Consider the following 16,738-nt stretch of genomic DNA (forward strand, 5'->3'; position numbering starts at 1 on the left):
ATAGAGTATGGAACACGTTTGCGAAGGCTAATGTTTAAGGCGGAAGATTTATTCGCCGAGTGCGAAGCGCGAGCCGAATAAACCTGCAGCCGGCCCCACAGCAAAAGCAACAACTTTCCACGCAGAGGACTGACGGGTCCAACGTGCAAACTGAAAGATCCAAACAAATCAATAAAAAAGTCCCGAATCAAATAAGATTCAGGACCTCCTCAATAATGACTAAAATACTAATGAACAGGAATATGATTTAATTTTTTATTAGTATGTGTGAACGCTTTGCAACCATCTTCGGTGACGTGAACACAGTCCTCAATTCTAACACCCGCGAAACCAGGAATGTAAATGCCTGGTTCGATAGAGAAGCACATGCCTGGCTCAAGTACCATCTCATTACCTTCCATGATAGATGGAAACTCGTGAGTTGACGTGCCGATCCCATGGCCTAGGCGATGAATGAAGTACTCGCCATAGCCAGCTTTTGTGATGATATCGCGGGCGATTTTATCTAATTCTGCTGCCGTTAAACCGGGCTTAACAGCGTCTTGCGCAGCGAGCTGCGCTTCTAGGCAGACATCGTAAATGTCACGTTGCTTGTCGCTTAATTGACCAAAAGCGACTGTCCGGCTGGCGTCGCTCATATAGCCGTGATGGGCAGTTCCTAGGTCGAACAGAATGAGTTGGTTTGGTTCGATGGCATTCTTTTCAGGTCCACCGTGCGGATTGGCAGCATTTGCCCCCGCTTGAACGATGGTGTCAAAGCTCATTTCCATGATGCCTTGTTTCATTAGGCCATATTCGATTTCTGCAACGACTTCTTGCTCGGTGCGGCCTTCTTGGATGGCATTAAAGCCAATTGAAAATGCTAAGTCAGCTTCCTCACCGGCTTCTTCCATTAACTTGATTTCTTCAGGTGTTTTGAAAAGTTTCATATGTTCGACGAATCGAGAAACATTTCCAGGAAAAGTCGCGTCAGGAAATTCTGCACGAACAGCTTCAAATCGCTGAACAGGGAGACTGTCTTTTTCTAGGCCCCATTTGGCATAGTGTGAGGTGCGTGCCTTGATTAAATCGGCAATCATCGCGAAAGGATGTTGATGATCGAGATAGCCGTGAATTTCGCCTGACCAGCCGGCTTTCTGAGCAGAACCCACTGAAAGTTCTGGTGCGAAGAGGAATGGCTCAGCGTCTGCAAAGACGAATAGGCCTAAGATGCGCTCGTGGGGGTCGGAGATGAAATTGGTGAAGTAACCGACACTGTTCGGATCACTAATGTAAACGACGTCCAGGTGTTGTGCTTGGACCCAATTTTGTAATGACTCAAGTTTTGTCATGGGAAGACTTCCTTTCATTGTAGAACTCAATGTCAGTATACCATATGTAGAAAACATTTCTATGAAAGATTATTGAAAGTATGATATACTGAAAACGATTTATTTTCACTGAATTTTTATAAAACGTTTGCAATTATCTTTAAATAGTGATAAATTAGTCTAGAAATCTATGAAAACCGTAGGGAGATTTATAACGTGGAAAAACAATCGATTACAATTTATGATGTTGCCCGTGAGGCAAGTGTGTCGATGGCAACGGTTTCTCGTGTCGTCAATGGTAACCCAAATGTGCGTCCAGATACGCGTGAAAAAGTTTTAAAAGTGATTGAGAAATTGGATTATCGTCCTAACGCCGTGGCGCGTGGTTTAGCTAGTCATCGGACAACAACCGTTGGGGTCCTGATCCCTGATATCACTAATATTTTTTACGCTTCACTTGCACGCGGTATCAATGACGTTGCCACGATGTACAAATATAATATCATCTTGGCGAGTGCCGATGAAGGAAAACACAAGACAGATGCTGTTTTACAAAGTATCATGGCTAAACAAGTCGATGGTTTGATTTTCATGGGTCAGCATGTTGAAGATTCAACTCGTAAAGAATTGGAACGCGGTAAGACACCCGTCGTTCTTGCTGGCACGGTTGATCCGCAGGACAAATTTGGGAGTGTCAATATTGATTACGTGGCGGCTGTTAAAGAAGCGACTGCACGATTAATTGCTTCAGGTAATCAGCGAATTGCTTTTGTCACGGGTTCATTAAGTGATCCAATCAATGGCCAATTCCGTTTGAAAGGCTACCAAGAAGCCCTCAGCGAAGCTAAAATTGCTTATGATGAGAGCTATGTTTTCGAAACAGAATATAGCTATCGTGCTGGCGAGGCTGTTTGGGATGCAGTCAAGCGTGCAGGCGCAACTGCCGCAATCGTTACGGATGATGAATTAGCCGTTGGATTCTTGAACGGTGCCCGTGATGCCCAAGTCAAGATTCCAGAAGACTTCGAAATCATTACCAGCAACAACACGATGCTAACCGAAATCGTGCGTCCAAAGCTGACATCGATCGCACAACCACTCTATGATATCGGTGCCGTTGCCATGCGTTTGTTGACGAAGATGATGAACAAAGAAGAAATCGATCAAAATACGATTCTCTTGCCACATAGCATCATTACCCGTAACTCAACCAAATAAGTAAGCAAAGATCGTTGCTGTGAAGACACACTGATTATTCGGTGTGTCTTTTTGAATGCAGTGGAATTTTTAAATTAAAAACAGGCACACGTCTAGATTCTAACGTGTGCCCGTTTCTGTTCTTAACTGATGTTAAATGGTTTAACGGGTGGTGCCGGTCGTTTGCGTCGTGTCATCTGTTGTATCTGGCGTGGTGCCAGTTCCTGTTGTCGTGTCAGCTGCAGGTGTGATGGTCGAGGCAACAGAACTGCTGGAGCTGCTGGATGCAGAAGACGAGGAACTTGTCGCCGAGCGACTTGTTTGATTGGCAATCACGTTGGTCGTTGGATTTGTCGTCGACGTCGTTGTCGTGGAACTTGTGGTATTGTCATCTTCATTGACAATATTGCCGTTACCGTCGATCACATTTCCTTTAGCATCCATGTTGAGACGAACACCGTAATTATTGTGTTTGCCCATGAAATTATCCCAGAAGAGTTGATAATTTTTGTCGGTACCACCAATTGCAAATTTCTCGCTTGGTGCGGTAGGGTTACTGTCATTGAAGAGGGCAGTCACAAGATTACCTTTCAAGTCGAAACTTTGATTGTTGACGGTGAGGTTACCCTCGGCAGTGCCGGTACTGGATAAGACTTGGTGGGACTTAACGCCGCTAGGCCTTGCCATGGCGTGGTCGAGTTTTAACAGACTAGGCTGTTGTGAATAAATGAGATTTGCCATCTGTGACCAGTAAGTCAGGTTGGCTGAGCTGGCCGATGAATTGAGGGTATGCTGATTACCGTAGAAGTTATCGTAACCCATCCAGCTGGCAAGTGTCATCCCAGGCGTTGAACCAACGAACCAAATATCTTTGTTGTCGTTGGTGGTCCCGGTTTTGCCCCAGACGTGATCGGTGTTGAAGTTCAAACGCCATTTTAATGATGAGGCGGTTCCTTCAGTGACCACGTTATGGAGCATGTGTTGGATGATGTAAGCCGTGTTTTTGCTGAAAACGGTCGTCTTAGCTTCTTTATGATGATAAATCACCGAGCCATTTGGTGCAGTGATTTTAGTGATCACATAAGGTTGAACGCGCTCGCCTTGATTGGCAAACGTGGAGAAGGCACTCGCGTTTTGTTTAACGGAGATACCTTCAGAGGTCCCACCTAAGGCAATCCCCAATTCGGAGCTTTCCTTAGCGGTTAGATTGATCCCCATTTTTTTCATGTAATTCGATGGATTGACGGATGTTTTGTTTAAGAGGTAGTTATATAGATTAACGGTTGGTAAATTGTACGAGTGCTCTAAAGCGTCGCTGGCAGAGACAAACTTGTTGAGGGAGGTTTGTCCGTAGTCAGAAGGCTTGTAGCCATTGAAATCCTGAGGAAAATCGGCGAGTTGGGTTTGAGTGTTGATAACTTTGTTTTCAACAGCAGGGCCATAAACCATCAATGGTTTCATCGTCGATCCTGGGGAACGCAGCGTGTTAAAGGCATGATTGACTTGGCTCTCATCATAATCGCGGCCACCGACAAATGCCAGCACCTTACCCGAGTTATTATCAAGTAGAATACTGCCGACTTGTACGGGCTCGGTAATCGTCACCGTCTTTTGAAGGTTGTTGTCGTAGGCGGTCTCGGTGTAACTAGGACCAAAATTGGCACTCGCTTCCGAGGTGGCATCTTGGAGCCCATCGTAGAGCGTCTTATTGATCGTGCTATCAACACGATAACCTTTTTGGCGCAATAGTGTGTCTGCAGAATCGTAATAGGTTTGATACAGTGCCTTGTCTTTTTCAACCTGTGCGACCTTGCGACCATCTTGTTGGATCAGCTGTTTGATTAGGATGGTTCGCGCTTGGCCCAAGACGAGGTTATAAACGTAACCATATTTGACATTCTGCTGTGCAGCGGTTCCTTTTTGTAAAAATTGCTTAGCGAGATCAACCTTTTTAGCATCATCGTACTGTTGTTGAGTGATATCGCCGTTACGCAACATTCGGAATAAAACGACGTTCTTACGTTTCAGTCCGAGTGAATAATCTTTCTTGAGCGTACCAGTCTGTGTGAAAGGCGTGTAGATTGAGGGACTCTGTGGTAATCCGGCGATGAAAGCCGCCTGCGGTAAGCTGAGATTCTTAGCAGTCACCCCAAAAATACCCTTAGCAGCAGCCTGAACGCCAGCAATGTTTTGTCCGGCATTATTACGCCCAAACGTTGCGACATTTAAATATGAACTCAAGATTTGTTCTTTGCTGAAATACTTGTTGACACGTAGCGCAAGCATCACTTCGATGGCTTTACGTTTCCAAGTGGTCTCAGAGGAAAGGAGTTGCATCTTAACGAGTTGTTGTGTCAGTGTCGAACCACCAGTCTGTGTGCCCATGCCAGTCACGTCAGCAAGAACGGCACGGATCAGTGACTTCGGAACCACGCCATCGTGCTCGTAGAAGTCACTATCCTCGGTCGCAACGATGGCAGCTTTTAGATAGGGAGAAATTTGATCAGCGGTGACTTTCGTTCGGATCAAGTCACTCTTGACATTCGCTAATTTGACATTGTCTGCAAAATAGAGCTCAGAAGACTGCTTCATGTCACTGATTTGTCGTTTCATACTCGTATAGCTGGGCACATCTTCGTGACTCATCAAGCCACTGAAATAACCGATGCCTAATCCAACACCAAGTCCACCTAATACAAGCAGAAACGCAACACCGTAGAGTACCAGCGTCCGAATCGTACTCATGACCACATTGAATTTAAACTGCCAATCCTGTGGGTTCTGAGAATTTTGATTTTGTTGCTTAATGAATCGTTGTAATTTTTTAAAGAGTTGCTGTAGTAGACGACCAAAGTTGCGACTCCATTTTTGCAATTGGAGTCGCAACTTTGCCCACCATTCTTGGGGCTCGTTCACAAATAACGCCACCTTTTCATAAGTTACACTCTTGAATTATATAACATTTTCAAACAACGATGGTTATTTCGTCAAGACTGTTAACAGATTGTTAACTTTCTGTGATTGAAAGATGACAATCCACGGTTTACTGGTTAAGAAGTGTGACAGTACGGTAATTGGTGCGTGTCGCCCGTAGATGCCCTGATTGATAATCAGTCGACAGTTGAGTTTTCAATCAAAAAAAGATAGACTAAACTTAAGTTTAGAAAGGTCGGGTGACCATGACTAGTTTAGCAATTCCAACTTACTGGGAGCAATTCACGGCAACTCATCCAGACGCAGGTGATCAATATTCGGCGTGGTCGTTCGGCGACACACCTGAGCTTGCAGATGAATTGTTGGCACTGGTGCTTGCAGGGAAAAAGACCGCAACGACTTCGCTCTATCAATTATATCGTTGGACCAATGAGCCGTTGCCTAAGGTTGGGGACTACAGTATTATACTCGATGGTCGTCAACAGCCGCGCGCTGTCATTCAAACGACTAAGGTCGAAGTGATGCCATATGACGAAGTTTCGGCTGAGCACGCTGCAAGAGAAGGCGAGGGTGATTTGAGCCTTGAACAATGGCGTGAAAAGCATTACGATTTTTTCAGTGCGGAAGCTAAAGCAGCTAACTTTCAATTCTCGGAACAAGATCCGGTCGTCTGCGAGAGTTTTGTGCGTTGTGACTAACGGGTTGGCCTTCAAAAAGTTGGGTTGGCACCAGATGAGATCAGATGGCAAGCTTAATTTTGAATGGCGTTGGTGATAGACACTGCATTTATGACTTTGGTACCTTGTTTGACCATGCAATCGCCGGTATAGTGGGTTACATCAAGATTGTTTCGTCACGAGAAAGAAGGAAACGCATGACAGGATTAACCAATAGCTTGATGAGTGATCCACTGCGAACGATAGGCATTATTTTAGCCGCACTTGGTGTTTTGATTTTTCCTTCGGGCGTAAATGGTTTGTCTTCCGCTGGATTTTCGGAGATCGTCGTATGTTCTCACAATTATTCTGGGGATTGGTCATCTTTGCCATCGGTGCAATGCTCTTGTATTTTACGATGAGTTAATTGGATCATTAAAATTAAATAAGTTAACGACCTGCCACCGGGTGGGTTAGAAGCATGTTTCAGACACCGTTAGGTCATGGTCGGTGTCTTGAAGGTGCTTTATTTTTTTCGACAAGAATTGAACGATTGGAGACGATAGACTTGGCAGAAATCACGTTAAAAAAAGCAACCACAGCAGATGTTGATTGCTTGCGCGAAATTAGCATCACAACATTTACGGATACATTTGGTGATCAGAATTCACCGGAAGACTTGGCAAATTATTTGAAACAAGCGTATAGCGTTGAGCAATTAACCGCAGAATTGGTAGCGCCATTGAGTGTCTTTTATTTTGCCTATTTAGAGGGGGAACTCGCAGGCTATCTCAAATTAAATCAGGGTGCTGCGCAAACGGAAGACGTCGGCGAGAACGCGTTGGAAGTTGAGCGTATTTATATTCTTCCGACATTTAAACGCCACGGATTGGGCAGCCGCTTGATTGCCCAAGCAGAACAAGTTGCGCATCAGTTGAATAAATCAGAAGTTTGGCTGGGTGTTTGGGAAAAGAATTTTGCCGCGCAGCACTTCTATGAACATCTTGGCTTTCACAAAATCGGTGAACACACCTTTATGATGGGAACCGACCCACAAACAGATTTGATGATGATGAAGACAATTGCATAAACAGTGATTCTGAAGTTAATTGGAATCTCAAAAAAAGCAAGTCCATGAGACTCATGGACTTGCTTTTGTGTACTCTGAAGTCAAGGTCGAGTTCGATTTACTTAATTAGCTCATAGATTGCCTCGGCATAAATCGCGGTGGCGGTAATGATATCTTCGACTGGCATGTACTCATTGGCTTGGTGCATGACGTTTTCGCGACCTGGGAATTGTGCCCCGAAGGCGACGCCACGGTCTAAAATTCGGCCATAGGTTCCACCACCGATAATTTGTTCTTGTCCCTTTTCTCCGGTCTGTCTTTCATAAACATCGAGCAGCGTTTGGACGAGCGGGTCGTTCGCAGGAACATAGTGTGGTATTTCAACGCGACCAAAAGTTTTAGCGTTAATCGTGGGTTGTGCAATTGCGAGTGTCATTTGTTGGCTAATTTCATCCGCGGTGATTCCTTGTGGGAAACGGACATTAACGATGATATCGCTGATTTGGCCAGGTTTATAGTGGAAAATATCAGGACTTGCGGTTAATTCACCCATCAAAGGATCTGTTTTTTGGATCCCCAGCTTTTCGCCACGGGAGTCAAGATGCAGATGTTCGTGGATGACGTGGACAAATTGTTGCCCGGCAGGATCAAGTGTCAGGCCGTCCAAGAAGGTTGCAAGATAAGTTGCAGCATTAATGCCAGCACGTGGTTCTAAGGCGTGAGCACCTTTGCCTGTTAATTCTAGAACATATTGGTGGTCTTCAACTTGAGCATCTGCGATCAGACCATTTTCGGAGGCAAATGAGATAAAATCAGCACTCAAGTTGTCGAGGTCGTCGCCTTCAACGATGGCGGTTGCCGTTTGCGGAATCATGTTATCACGCAAGCCGCTGTCGAATTGGCGTAGACGAACTTGACCCTGAGTTGATAATCCGGGTTCAAATTGAATCAGAAAAGAAGCAATTCCTTTTTCGCCGTTGATGATTGGGAATTCCGCGTCAGGTGAGAAACCGAAATCTGGTGTAGGCTCGACTTCGAGGTAGCGGGTGATACCGGCCCATTCACTTTCTTCATCGGTACCTAAAATGAAGTGAACTCGTTTAGAAACGGGAAGGTCCAGTGCCTTAATAATCTTCAACGCGTAGTATGCCGCCATCAGTGGGCCTTTGTCATCGGCGCTGCCACGCGCATAAAGTTTGCCGTCGATAATTTGTGGTTCGAACGGGTCGGTTTTCCAGCCGGCACCTGCAGGAACTTCATCGACATGGGCGAGGATGCCCAGCGTTTCGTCGCCAGCACCGAATTCAATCCGACCCGCCACGTTTTCCACGTTCTTGGTCTTGAAGCCGTCTTTTTCAGCTAAGCTCAGGACATATTTAAGCGCTTGGGCCGGGCCTTCACCTAAAGGAAATTCTGTGGAATTATGTTCAATATCACGCTCACTATCGATTCGTAGTAAACCAAATAAATCTGTCAGCAGTTCTTCTGAACGTTTTTGTGCTTCTTCTTGCCAATTAATCATGATATAGCCTCATTTCTTTTTTATTATCGGAGTTGGCTTCGTTAACGGTAACGACGAGACATTTGGGTTGAATTATTCGTTCAAATGTTCGATGACTTGCTTGAAGATCGTCATCACGTGGCCGTCAGCTAACGAATAATAGACTTCTTTGCCGGCCTTACGGTTCTTGACCAGCTTGGCTTGCTTCAGCAGCCGGAGTTGATGTGAAACACTGGATTGAGAAAGTTCCAAGATCGCTACGATATCATAGACGCGTAATTCAGATTCGAATAGTGCGTATAAAATCTTGGCCCGAGTTGGGTCGCCTAGAATCTTGAAGAGGGCAGAAATTGCCTCGGTAGATTCAGCAGGTGGTAATGTGGCCTTGACATCCTTGATGAGTTGCTCGTGGTCGATCTCGTTGGGTGTCTCATCCTCATCCCATAATTCATTTTTTCTCATGGTGACACCTCATTGTAGAATCGTTTTGATAATAAGTTGATTATAATGGAAGTTGGGCATCATTTGCCAATGTTTTTGATTATTTGTTGATAAATGTATTCGGTCAAATTTAATGAGGGCGGGAATCGCGAGTTTTTGTTGGGCGGGTAGTTGCTGATACTGCGACCAGTTGCTGCTGTTCGGATCGAATTGGATTCGAACATCTGCAGCTTTCAGCCAACCTTTCTGAGTTTCAAACCAAAGTTGGCTGTCGTGATACTGAATCGTTAAAATTTGCAGGGTCTGTGTAGGTAACAGATAGTCACGGGTTGTTTTTGGGGCGAACGGACTATCATAGAAATGAGCCAGTGTGAGCTGTGGCTTCAGATCCAGTTGCTGGCCAAGATAAGGACTGAGTCGTTTCAGATTGGTCACTTTATTGAATCCAAGAGCGGAGATAAAACGATTGGTCGCAATTTGATAGTAAGGCTGGCCTTGGCTGATAATGAAACGGTCCACGTCATAGATTGAAAATGGTTTGATCGGCGTTTTTTTAGTCGATAAATTATACGGATTTTCGTAACTTGTTTCCTGTTTCAAACTTGTCAGGGCACCGGTGAAAGTTACTTTTTTATCGATTGCTTTAGTCTTAGCTTCCTGATATTGTTTCCCGGTCGCTGGGTAATTCGTGACGACACCGTCGATTGGCAAGTTAACCAGCCAATTCCATTGATCCGTGTTCTCGTTCATCTGATCCCAGACGTAGACTTTTTGCTTCGCGGCGTGGAGCTGCTTGATGATCTGTTCATTGACCAGGTTTGACGAAATATTAACGCCGGTGGCATATTGAAAGACTTCGAAGTTTATTTTTTTAAGACTCCCCGCAATGAAAATACGCGGCACTTGCGGGAGTAACTTTTGCAGATTTTGCAGACTGATCAATGAAAAGGAATGAAACATAATTCTTGAAGCCATGTGATATTTTTGGACGCTTTGCGCAATTAAAGCTTCCATATTTTGTGGATTTCCTTTTTTGGTCTTCTTCGTTTCGATCAAGAATTTGGCGTTTGGACGATTTTGGTAATACGCGAAGAGTTCATCGAGCGAATGCATGGGTTCACCGTTTTTCTGCTTGAGCGTGTGTAATGTGGCCCAAGGTGTCTGAGAAACAATGACGTTTTGACCGGTCACGCGTTGTAAATTGCGGTCATGCGAAATGACAAGCACGTTATCTTTCGACACGTGCAGATCGAGTTCAACGTACTCAGCACCCTCGGCAAAAGCCTGATTAAAACTCGCAAAAGTTTCTTCGGGTTGATTGATAGGATCGCCACGATGACCGACAACGGTGAAACCAGTTAGGCTAAACCAAATCATCAGCAATGAGAGACCAAGACTAATTTTTTTGAATTGCAAGAGAATGCCTACTTTCTATAACTTTTTCAGTTGGCGGTTGTGGCTGAGCTGAATTGTGTGAGGACTGGTCGCACTCTTTTTATAAAAATGTTACACTTATACTTGTTTGGAGGGTTCAAAATGGCTGAAAAATATCAGACATTAGATTTAATTGAGCAGATCACTCGTAACGATGGCAGTCAGTATGTTGAAATTGCCAATATGTTTATGAATGGTCGTGCCGAATTAGCCGCCGTGCGCGGGTTGATCAAAGAAGTTCGCATCTTGGAATTAAATATTCCTCATTCTAATGCGGTGCAAACTTATGAAACCTACATTAATGAAAAGTATACCATGCCACCAGAAAATTTCACGGAATGGGTCGAATGGGAAAAGCCAGCAGGTAAGATTGCCGATGCGGTCAAGGAAATCTTACGTGCCAATCACATCGGTTAACCTAATGAGTTTACGGCTTTCAAGTCGTCTTATCCGCGCCGATTTTATTTTAACGTGGCATCGAATCGGCAGACAATCAGTCAACGGACTTAATTGTCTGAAACGTTTTGGCGAGTGCTGACTTAGTGAAGCTGGCGAACGATGCTCAGTTTGAAGTGGGAATAATGCCTAACCAATTTGAAAATTAATTTTTAATCGTTGTGCCTATCGCATTCATTGTGCTTCGACGGATGGTGTGAAGTTGTTGAATTAACTGTCGGTCAGCGGGGATGAATGTGTGAATAAGGAGCTTAGAACATGACAACAAGTTTGACAGAACTGACACCGGATCGCCAAGACAGTTTGGCGGTAAAGCCAGGTGTTTTCAATGTAAAGCACGATGAAGATGAAAATTATCGTGGAACAGTTGTGAAAGTGACTGATGCGAGTCACATCCTAGTGGGAAACCACGAATACACGCTTGTTCAGAACTATCATGATGGATTCGATCCAGAGCGCTTGGGACAGCGATTCGAATCCATCCTCAATAAATATAATTATATCGTTGGTGATTGGGGATTTGAGCAGTTGCGTTTACGTGGCTTTTACGATGATCGCAATCATTCTGCCAATCGAGATCAAACCATTTCTACCTTACAGGATTATTTATTCGAATTCTGTAACTTTGGTTGTGCTTTTTTTGTCCTCGAAAGTCACGAGCAGAATGTCGTTCGTACTTCAAATCGGCGACATAATTCGCAACGTGGCAATTCAGGCACGTCCAAGAAGACAGCGAAGTCAACGCAACAAACGACGGTAGCGAGTCAAGACAACCGGCCACATCCAAAGTCAAATCAAAATCGCAAGCCGGCTAACAGTTCGCGTCGTCAGGGGGATGCGGCTTATTCGAATCATCGTTCACCGGCGCCAGTTGCAAAAGCGGAGAACCAGCACTGCTCGCAAAACATGGTTGTGAAACCTACTGGACGAACCGACCAGAATCAGCGTCATACTGGGCGTCAAGCAGCGCCAAGTCGTGAAACTCGCGACACAACTTCAAGAAGACAGGATCAGCATCAGTCTCACACCAAGAAGCCAGTGAATTCACGAGAAAAAACGGCAGGCGTTCATTCACGGCAAACTGTGAAGCCAAAATCATCCGTAAAAACTCAAGCGGCATCGCCAAAAAGCGGAACCACATCCTCAACAGCACCGAAGAAGAAGCCGATGCCACGGTCACACGAGTTCCATATTCGTAAGCTTGAGCCTTAGCAACAATTATCAGTACGATGCCGTGAAATAAACTTCATGGCATAGATTAAAACATCATTGGAGCGTAAATTTTGAAATCATATTCAGCCTATTTAATCGATCTCGATGGCACGATCTATCGAGGACGCGAAAAGATTCCTGCAGCACGTCGCTTTGTTCAACGTCTGCAAGAGAAGCAAATTCCTTTTCTTTTTTTAACCAATAACACGACTAAGACACCAGAAGCCGTCGCCGAAAACTTAGCAAACAACCACGATATCCATGTTCGACCTGATCAGATTTATACACCTTCATTGGCAACGGTTAGTTACCTCAAGGCGAAGAATCATGGCGATCTCCATGGTAAGACGGTTTTTGTGATCGGTGAAATTGGCCTCTTATCGGCATTATTAGGTGCAGGGATGACACTCGAGGTTGAGCATCCAGATTATGTTGTCGTTGGTTTGGATTATGATGTGACCTATCATAAATTTGAATTAGCGACACTTGCAGTTCGCTCAGGATCGACTTTCATCGGCACAAATGCGGACAAGAATCTTCCCAATGAACGTGGCTTGGTTCCTGGAGCGGGATCAGTCATCTCATTGGTCGAACACGCCACACAACAACGCGCCACTTATATTGGTAAACCAGAGTCGATCATTGTCCACGCTGCATTAGCCGTCTTAGGCAAAGAAGCAGAAGACGTTTTAATTGTGGGCGATAATTATGATACCGATATTCGCGCTGGCATCAATGCAAAGACGGATACACTATTAGTTTATACCGGCGTCAGCAAGCCCGAAGTCGTTGCTCAAGAAGAAGTTCAACCCACTTATGAAATCAATTCACTGGACGAGTGGACACTATGATTGCCCGTCGTATCAAAGCTGGCGGGCAATGGCTGTCATTAGCCGGTTTCTGTCTCAGCTTTGCGATTATCCTGACTTTTTTGTTAAGTTATGCGTTATTTCCAATTGACGCTGAATTTTATCAAGTCCGTCACCTCTATCCGGTCACGGCTGGACAACTCTATCATAATTATGTTGAGCTGATGGCTTACCTCCAATTGCCTTGGGTGAATCCACTACGACTGTCTGATTTTCCAGTTTCTGTGAGTGGGGCGACTCATTTCGCTGATGTGAAGAAGCTATTCATCTTGACTTGGGTGATTTTCATCATCTCAACCCCATTCGCCGTTCGCTTTTTACATCAATTAAAAGTGAGACGACAACGTTATCGACTCTTATGGCCGGCACAAATCGGCTTGGTTGTCCCAGTTATCCTTGCAGTCATTGCCTCAATCAATTTTGACCAGTTCTTCATTGCCTTTCACCAGTTATTCTTTCGTAACCAAGATTGGTTATTCGATCCGGCAACAGATCCAATTATTCTCGTGCTGCCCGAAGAATTCTTCATGCATTGTTTCGTGTTGGCGTTTCTATTGTTTGAAACACTGATGGTTCTTGGAATCGTTCATGCAAAGAAAAGCTTGAAGCTAGGGGACTGAACGGTGCGCGTCACAATATAAAGAGATTTGTTTCAAATAAAATGCCCACTAATGGTTAGACGATGAGTCTAGTCATTAGTGGGCATTATTGAAATGAGTCTCTTTTGTGTTTCAATGTTGATTAGGCTTTTTTAAGCCGATTCTGTAGACTGATCACACCGACGGGAATCAAGGAAACAAATACGATTCCTAGGGCGACTAAAGTGAAATGTTCACTGACAAAGCTGATGTTACCGAAGAAGTAGCCACCAACGAGACACAAGGTGACCCAAGCAAGGCCGCCAATAAAGTTGAATAATAGAAAGTGATGGTAATTCATTTTACTGCCACCGGATACAAAGGGGGCAAAAGTGCGGATAAACGGGACGAAACGTGCAAGTGCGATGGTCTTACCGCCGTGCTTTTCGAAGAAACGCTCGGCTGCGGCCATTTTATCTTGATTGATCATCTTAGAAAAGAAGCTGTTTTTGCTTGCGGAAAGGCCAACCTTAATGCCAATATGATAATTCATGGTATCGCCGAGCACCGCACCACTCAGGAAAATCACGAATAGGACGAAGATATTCAGATTAACTTTACCTGTCGCTGCGAGTGCTGCTGCAGCGAATAACAAGGAATCACCAGGCAGGAAAGGAAAAATCACGACACCGGTTTCGATAAAAATCATAATAAACAGAATGAGATAACTCCAACCGCCGAATTGGTTGACAAGATTGAAGAGATGTTGGTCGATGTGCAAAAAAAAGTCAATAAATGGCAATGGTGATTCTCCTTTGATCGTATCTTATTTTGAACGGGTCGGGTGCATGCTTAATCGGTATAGACGTCTTGATCATCTTCAAGCTCGGGATGAGCGTGGGCGAGTCGGCTGGCTGCTGCGGCAGCGGTCGCGCCAACCAAATCATCGAGAAAAGTATGAATGATGCCAGGCTCGTGAGCGTTTAATTTCGCTAGAACACCAGGTTTGACCTTATCGATGTAACCGTAATTCGTAAATCCAATTGAACCATAAACGTTGACGATACTCAACGCCATGATCTCATCGATGCCATAGAGACCGGAATCTTTCTCAAGAATCTCCTGTAGTGGTTGTTCAAGCTGATGTTTCTCAGCCAGAATGTCGAGTTGAATACCCGTAATCATAGCATTTTGGACCTCGCGCTTTTGCAAGACGATTTTGACACTCTCTGCGGCTTGCTCATGCGTTAATCCACGAATATAATCCTTCTGTAAAAAAATAACGAGGTCGGCAATATCGTCGACAGACACACCACGCAGCTTTAACAATGCAATGACGTGGTCAAACAACATTTGATGATTTGGCATCATTGTTTCGCATCCTCACTTTATTTAAATTTAGATTCAATTATCGAATATCATTAATTAAAGAGACTTGTGCTGTGTACAGGCTGGATCTTGTTCGGATAGATGGTCTGCAAAGCGGTCGTGACGGCAATCGGTGCTTCACCATAGCCGGTCGCGATCAGATCGAGCTTACCTTCGTAGTCTACGGCGTCACCAATCGCGTAAATCTTGGGTCGATTGGTCTCCATCTTTGTATTCACCTTAACCTTGACACCCTTCAATTCTAACCCCCATTGACGCAAAATGCGACTATCTGCTGTGAATCCATAGTTGACAATTAATTTATCAACCAAGATGGTCTGTAGTTCATCCGATTTAACGCGCTTAAGTGTGACCGCAAGTTGATGATCCTGCTCGTGAAGTTGATTGAGCAAGAAAGGCGTTTTAATTTGAACACGGGAGTTCTCCATTTTGGTCACGCTAGATTCAAGACCGCGGAATTGATCTCGACGATGAATAATTGTCACCTGATCTGCGATTGGTTCCAGCGCCAGTGCACAATCAACGGCCGAGTCACCACCACCAGCAATGGCAATTTTTTGTCCGCGACAGGTGTCGAGATCAGAAATGAAATAGTCGACCATCCCATTGTGTTCAAGTTCAGGATCGTAATCGAAAGCGAGTTTTCGTGGCGCAAAAGCCCCATTACCAATTGCAATAATGATACTCCGGGCGAGAATCACACCTTGATTCGTGATCAAGGAATAATCACCATCGCCATTTTCTTCTATCGATTGCACTGAAGTCTCGAGAAAAACTTCGGGTTGAAATGCTTCGAGCTGAGTTAGTTGATTTTTAACCAGATCCTTTGCTTTGATACCGGGGATACCGCCGACATCATAGATGTTTTTCTCAGGGAATAGCGCGGAAACTTGTCCGCCAAGCTGAGGTAGACTTTCAACGACGGCAACATCGGCACTACGCATGCCAGCAAAATAAGCTGCAAAGAGTCCGACCGGTCCGCCACCTATCACGACTAAATCATATTTATGTTCCAAAGTTTGGTCACTTCCTAAATCGATTCATAAATTAGTTGTTTACTATATAGTGTGTTTTGAGTCGCAATCGAAAATCATCATTAATCGACACTGGTTTGCTAAAAACTCAGTGAACTTACTTTAACATAAAATAGGACGGGGATGTAGTCACTTTAACCATAATGATACTGATCGATGAGCGACCGTTTTAGTTTCACTCTTGCACAGCAACTGGTAGAATAGAGCTAGTCAGTTATTTGATAAAAAAGTAGGTGAATCTAACGAATTACAGAATTGGCGATATTTTAACCGGAACAGTCACCGGTGTACAGCCTTATGGTGTTTTTGTGTTGCTGGATGATCAAGTTCAGGGGTTGATCCATATTTCTGAATGTACTTCTGGTTACGTTGATGATCTGAATAAGGTTGTGCATCTAGGAGATCAGGTTCAAGTGATGGTATTGGACATTGATGAATATTCGCAGAAGTTAAGTTTGTCTCTGCGGACTTTGGCGAATGAGCCAACATCAACCATGCCAGCACACAAAAAATTCTTTTGGACGAATCAACATTTAACCGCTGGATACCGTGCTATAGCTGAAGTTAAGGATGATTGGATCTCCGAAGCGTTGTCCTTTTTTGATTGAAAATTAAAATTAGTTGTTGACGACAGAAAAACAAGTTGGTAAGATAGTTG

General features: G+C 44.4%; 17 protein-coding genes. 9 read left to right on the top strand and 8 right to left on the bottom strand.

From position 1 onward, the window contains the following. Positions 1-227: 227 nt before the first annotated feature. Entirely contained in the window at positions 228-1,331 is a 1,104-nt protein-coding gene (locus tag FC15_RS04610; RefSeq protein WP_057824428.1) for an aminopeptidase P family protein, read from the bottom strand. Positions 1,332-1,526: 195 nt separating this feature from the next. Between FC15_RS04610 and ccpA the strand changes: the two genes are divergently transcribed. Beyond that, the gene (ccpA, locus tag FC15_RS04615) at positions 1,527-2,528 is read left to right on the top strand and encodes a catabolite control protein A (protein ID WP_057824429.1); all 1,002 of its coding nucleotides are present in this window, start codon (positions 1,527-1,529) and stop codon (positions 2,526-2,528) included. 141 nt (positions 2,529-2,669) lie between these two features. Here the strand turns inward: ccpA and FC15_RS04620 are convergent, their stop codons facing one another. After that, positions 2,670-5,423, bottom strand: a complete 2,754-nt coding sequence (locus FC15_RS04620; protein WP_235803330.1) for a transglycosylase domain-containing protein — start codon at positions 5,421-5,423, stop codon at positions 2,670-2,672. Positions 5,424-5,686: 263 nt separating this feature from the next. Between FC15_RS04620 and FC15_RS04625 the strand changes: the two genes are divergently transcribed. The 3 genes from FC15_RS04625 (at position 5,687) to FC15_RS04630 (ending at position 7,187) form a co-directional block, all read left to right on the top strand. Then, complete coding sequence (locus FC15_RS04625) at positions 5,687-6,139, top strand: ASCH domain-containing protein (protein ID WP_057824431.1); 453 nt, start codon at positions 5,687-5,689, stop codon at positions 6,137-6,139. 44 nt (positions 6,140-6,183) lie between these two features. After that, positions 6,184-6,519, top strand: coding sequence for a hypothetical protein (locus tag FC15_RS09330; RefSeq protein WP_235803331.1), 336 nt, complete (start codon positions 6,184-6,186; stop codon positions 6,517-6,519). A gap of 146 nt (positions 6,520-6,665) precedes the next feature. Beyond that, positions 6,666-7,187: a GNAT family N-acetyltransferase gene (locus FC15_RS04630; protein ID WP_057824455.1), complete on the top strand. Its 522-nt coding sequence runs from the start codon at positions 6,666-6,668 to the stop codon at positions 7,185-7,187. A gap of 97 nt (positions 7,188-7,284) precedes the next feature. On the opposite strand, the gene pepV is transcribed toward FC15_RS04630, so the two are convergent. The 3 genes from pepV to FC15_RS04645 all read right to left on the bottom strand — a co-directional run bounded on the left by pepV (position 7,285) and on the right by FC15_RS04645 (position 10,524). Next, complete coding sequence (gene pepV / locus FC15_RS04635) at positions 7,285-8,691, bottom strand: dipeptidase PepV (protein ID WP_057824433.1); 1,407 nt, start codon at positions 8,689-8,691, stop codon at positions 7,285-7,287. A gap of 69 nt (positions 8,692-8,760) precedes the next feature. After that, positions 8,761-9,129, bottom strand: a complete 369-nt coding sequence (locus tag FC15_RS04640; RefSeq protein WP_057824435.1) for an ArsR/SmtB family transcription factor — start codon at positions 9,127-9,129, stop codon at positions 8,761-8,763. Between the two features lie 9 nt (positions 9,130-9,138). Further along, on the bottom strand, positions 9,139-10,524 hold the full coding sequence (locus FC15_RS04645; RefSeq protein ID WP_235803332.1) for a glycerophosphodiester phosphodiesterase: 1,386 nt from the start codon (positions 10,522-10,524) through the stop codon (positions 9,139-9,141). A 120-nt stretch (positions 10,525-10,644) separates the two neighbouring features. On the opposite strand from FC15_RS04645, the gene FC15_RS04650 reads away from it, so the two are divergent. The 4 genes from FC15_RS04650 (at position 10,645) to FC15_RS04665 (ending at position 13,699) form a co-directional block, all read left to right on the top strand. Then, positions 10,645-10,959, top strand: coding sequence for a hypothetical protein (locus tag FC15_RS04650; RefSeq protein WP_057824437.1), 315 nt, complete (start codon positions 10,645-10,647; stop codon positions 10,957-10,959). 297 nt (positions 10,960-11,256) lie between these two features. Further along, positions 11,257-12,210, top strand: a complete 954-nt coding sequence (locus FC15_RS04655) for a YutD family protein (RefSeq protein ID WP_057824440.1) — start codon at positions 11,257-11,259, stop codon at positions 12,208-12,210. Positions 12,211-12,278: 68 nt separating this feature from the next. Then, positions 12,279-13,061 (top strand): TIGR01457 family HAD-type hydrolase, encoded by a 783-nt coding sequence (locus tag FC15_RS04660; protein WP_083479098.1) that lies wholly within the window; start codon positions 12,279-12,281, stop codon positions 13,059-13,061. Next, entirely contained in the window at positions 13,058-13,699 is a 642-nt protein-coding gene (locus FC15_RS04665; protein WP_146979145.1) for a TIGR01906 family membrane protein, read from the top strand. The genes FC15_RS04660 and FC15_RS04665 overlap by 4 nt, the downstream gene beginning before the upstream one ends. Positions 13,700-13,820: 121 nt before the next feature. On the opposite strand, the gene FC15_RS04670 is transcribed toward FC15_RS04665, so the two are convergent. Genes FC15_RS04670 through FC15_RS04680 form a run of 3 tightly spaced genes read right to left on the bottom strand, consistent with a single transcriptional unit; the run spans position 13,821 to position 16,062 of the window. Continuing rightward, positions 13,821-14,459, bottom strand: a complete 639-nt coding sequence (locus FC15_RS04670; RefSeq protein WP_057824445.1) for a VTT domain-containing protein — start codon at positions 14,457-14,459, stop codon at positions 13,821-13,823. Positions 14,460-14,509: 50 nt separating this feature from the next. Beyond that, entirely contained in the window at positions 14,510-15,025 is a 516-nt protein-coding gene (locus FC15_RS04675; RefSeq protein WP_057824457.1) for a phosphatidylglycerophosphatase A family protein, read from the bottom strand. Between the two features lie 53 nt (positions 15,026-15,078). Continuing rightward, on the bottom strand, positions 15,079-16,062 hold the full coding sequence (locus FC15_RS04680) for an NAD(P)/FAD-dependent oxidoreductase (RefSeq protein ID WP_235803333.1): 984 nt from the start codon (positions 16,060-16,062) through the stop codon (positions 15,079-15,081). 251 nt (positions 16,063-16,313) lie between these two features. Here FC15_RS04680 and FC15_RS04685 point away from each other — a divergent pair, with 251 nt between their 5' ends. Next, positions 16,314-16,688 carry a CvfD/Ygs/GSP13 family RNA-binding post-transcriptional regulator gene (locus FC15_RS04685; RefSeq protein WP_057824449.1) on the top strand — a complete coding sequence of 125 codons (375 nt, stop codon included), beginning with the start codon at positions 16,314-16,316 and terminating at the stop codon, positions 16,686-16,688. Positions 16,689-16,738 lie beyond the last annotated feature (50 nt).

The sequence above is a fragment of the Lapidilactobacillus concavus DSM 17758 genome, from assembly GCF_001435835.1.
Classification (GTDB): domain Bacteria; phylum Bacillota; class Bacilli; order Lactobacillales; family Lactobacillaceae; genus Lapidilactobacillus; species Lapidilactobacillus concavus.

Excerpts from the sequence above, each read along its gene's own strand:
- FC15_RS09330 (WP_235803331.1), top strand. The coding sequence starts at position 6,184 with ATGGCAAGCTTAATTTTGAATGGCGTTGGTGATAGACACTGCATTTAT.
- FC15_RS04640 (WP_057824435.1), bottom strand. The coding sequence starts at position 9,129 with ATGAGAAAAAATGAATTATGGGATGAGGATGAGACACCCAACGAGATC.
- FC15_RS04675 (WP_057824457.1), bottom strand. The coding sequence starts at position 15,025 with ATGCCAAATCATCAAATGTTGTTTGACCACGTCATTGCATTGTTAAAG.
- FC15_RS04625 (WP_057824431.1), top strand. The coding sequence starts at position 5,687 with ATGACTAGTTTAGCAATTCCAACTTACTGGGAGCAATTCACGGCAACT.
- FC15_RS04655 (WP_057824440.1), top strand. The coding sequence starts at position 11,257 with ATGACAACAAGTTTGACAGAACTGACACCGGATCGCCAAGACAGTTTG.
- FC15_RS04650 (WP_057824437.1), top strand. The coding sequence starts at position 10,645 with ATGGCTGAAAAATATCAGACATTAGATTTAATTGAGCAGATCACTCGT.
- FC15_RS04665 (WP_146979145.1), top strand. The coding sequence starts at position 13,058 with ATGATTGCCCGTCGTATCAAAGCTGGCGGGCAATGGCTGTCATTAGCC.
- FC15_RS04610 (WP_057824428.1), bottom strand. The coding sequence starts at position 1,331 with ATGACAAAACTTGAGTCATTACAAAATTGGGTCCAAGCACAACACCTG.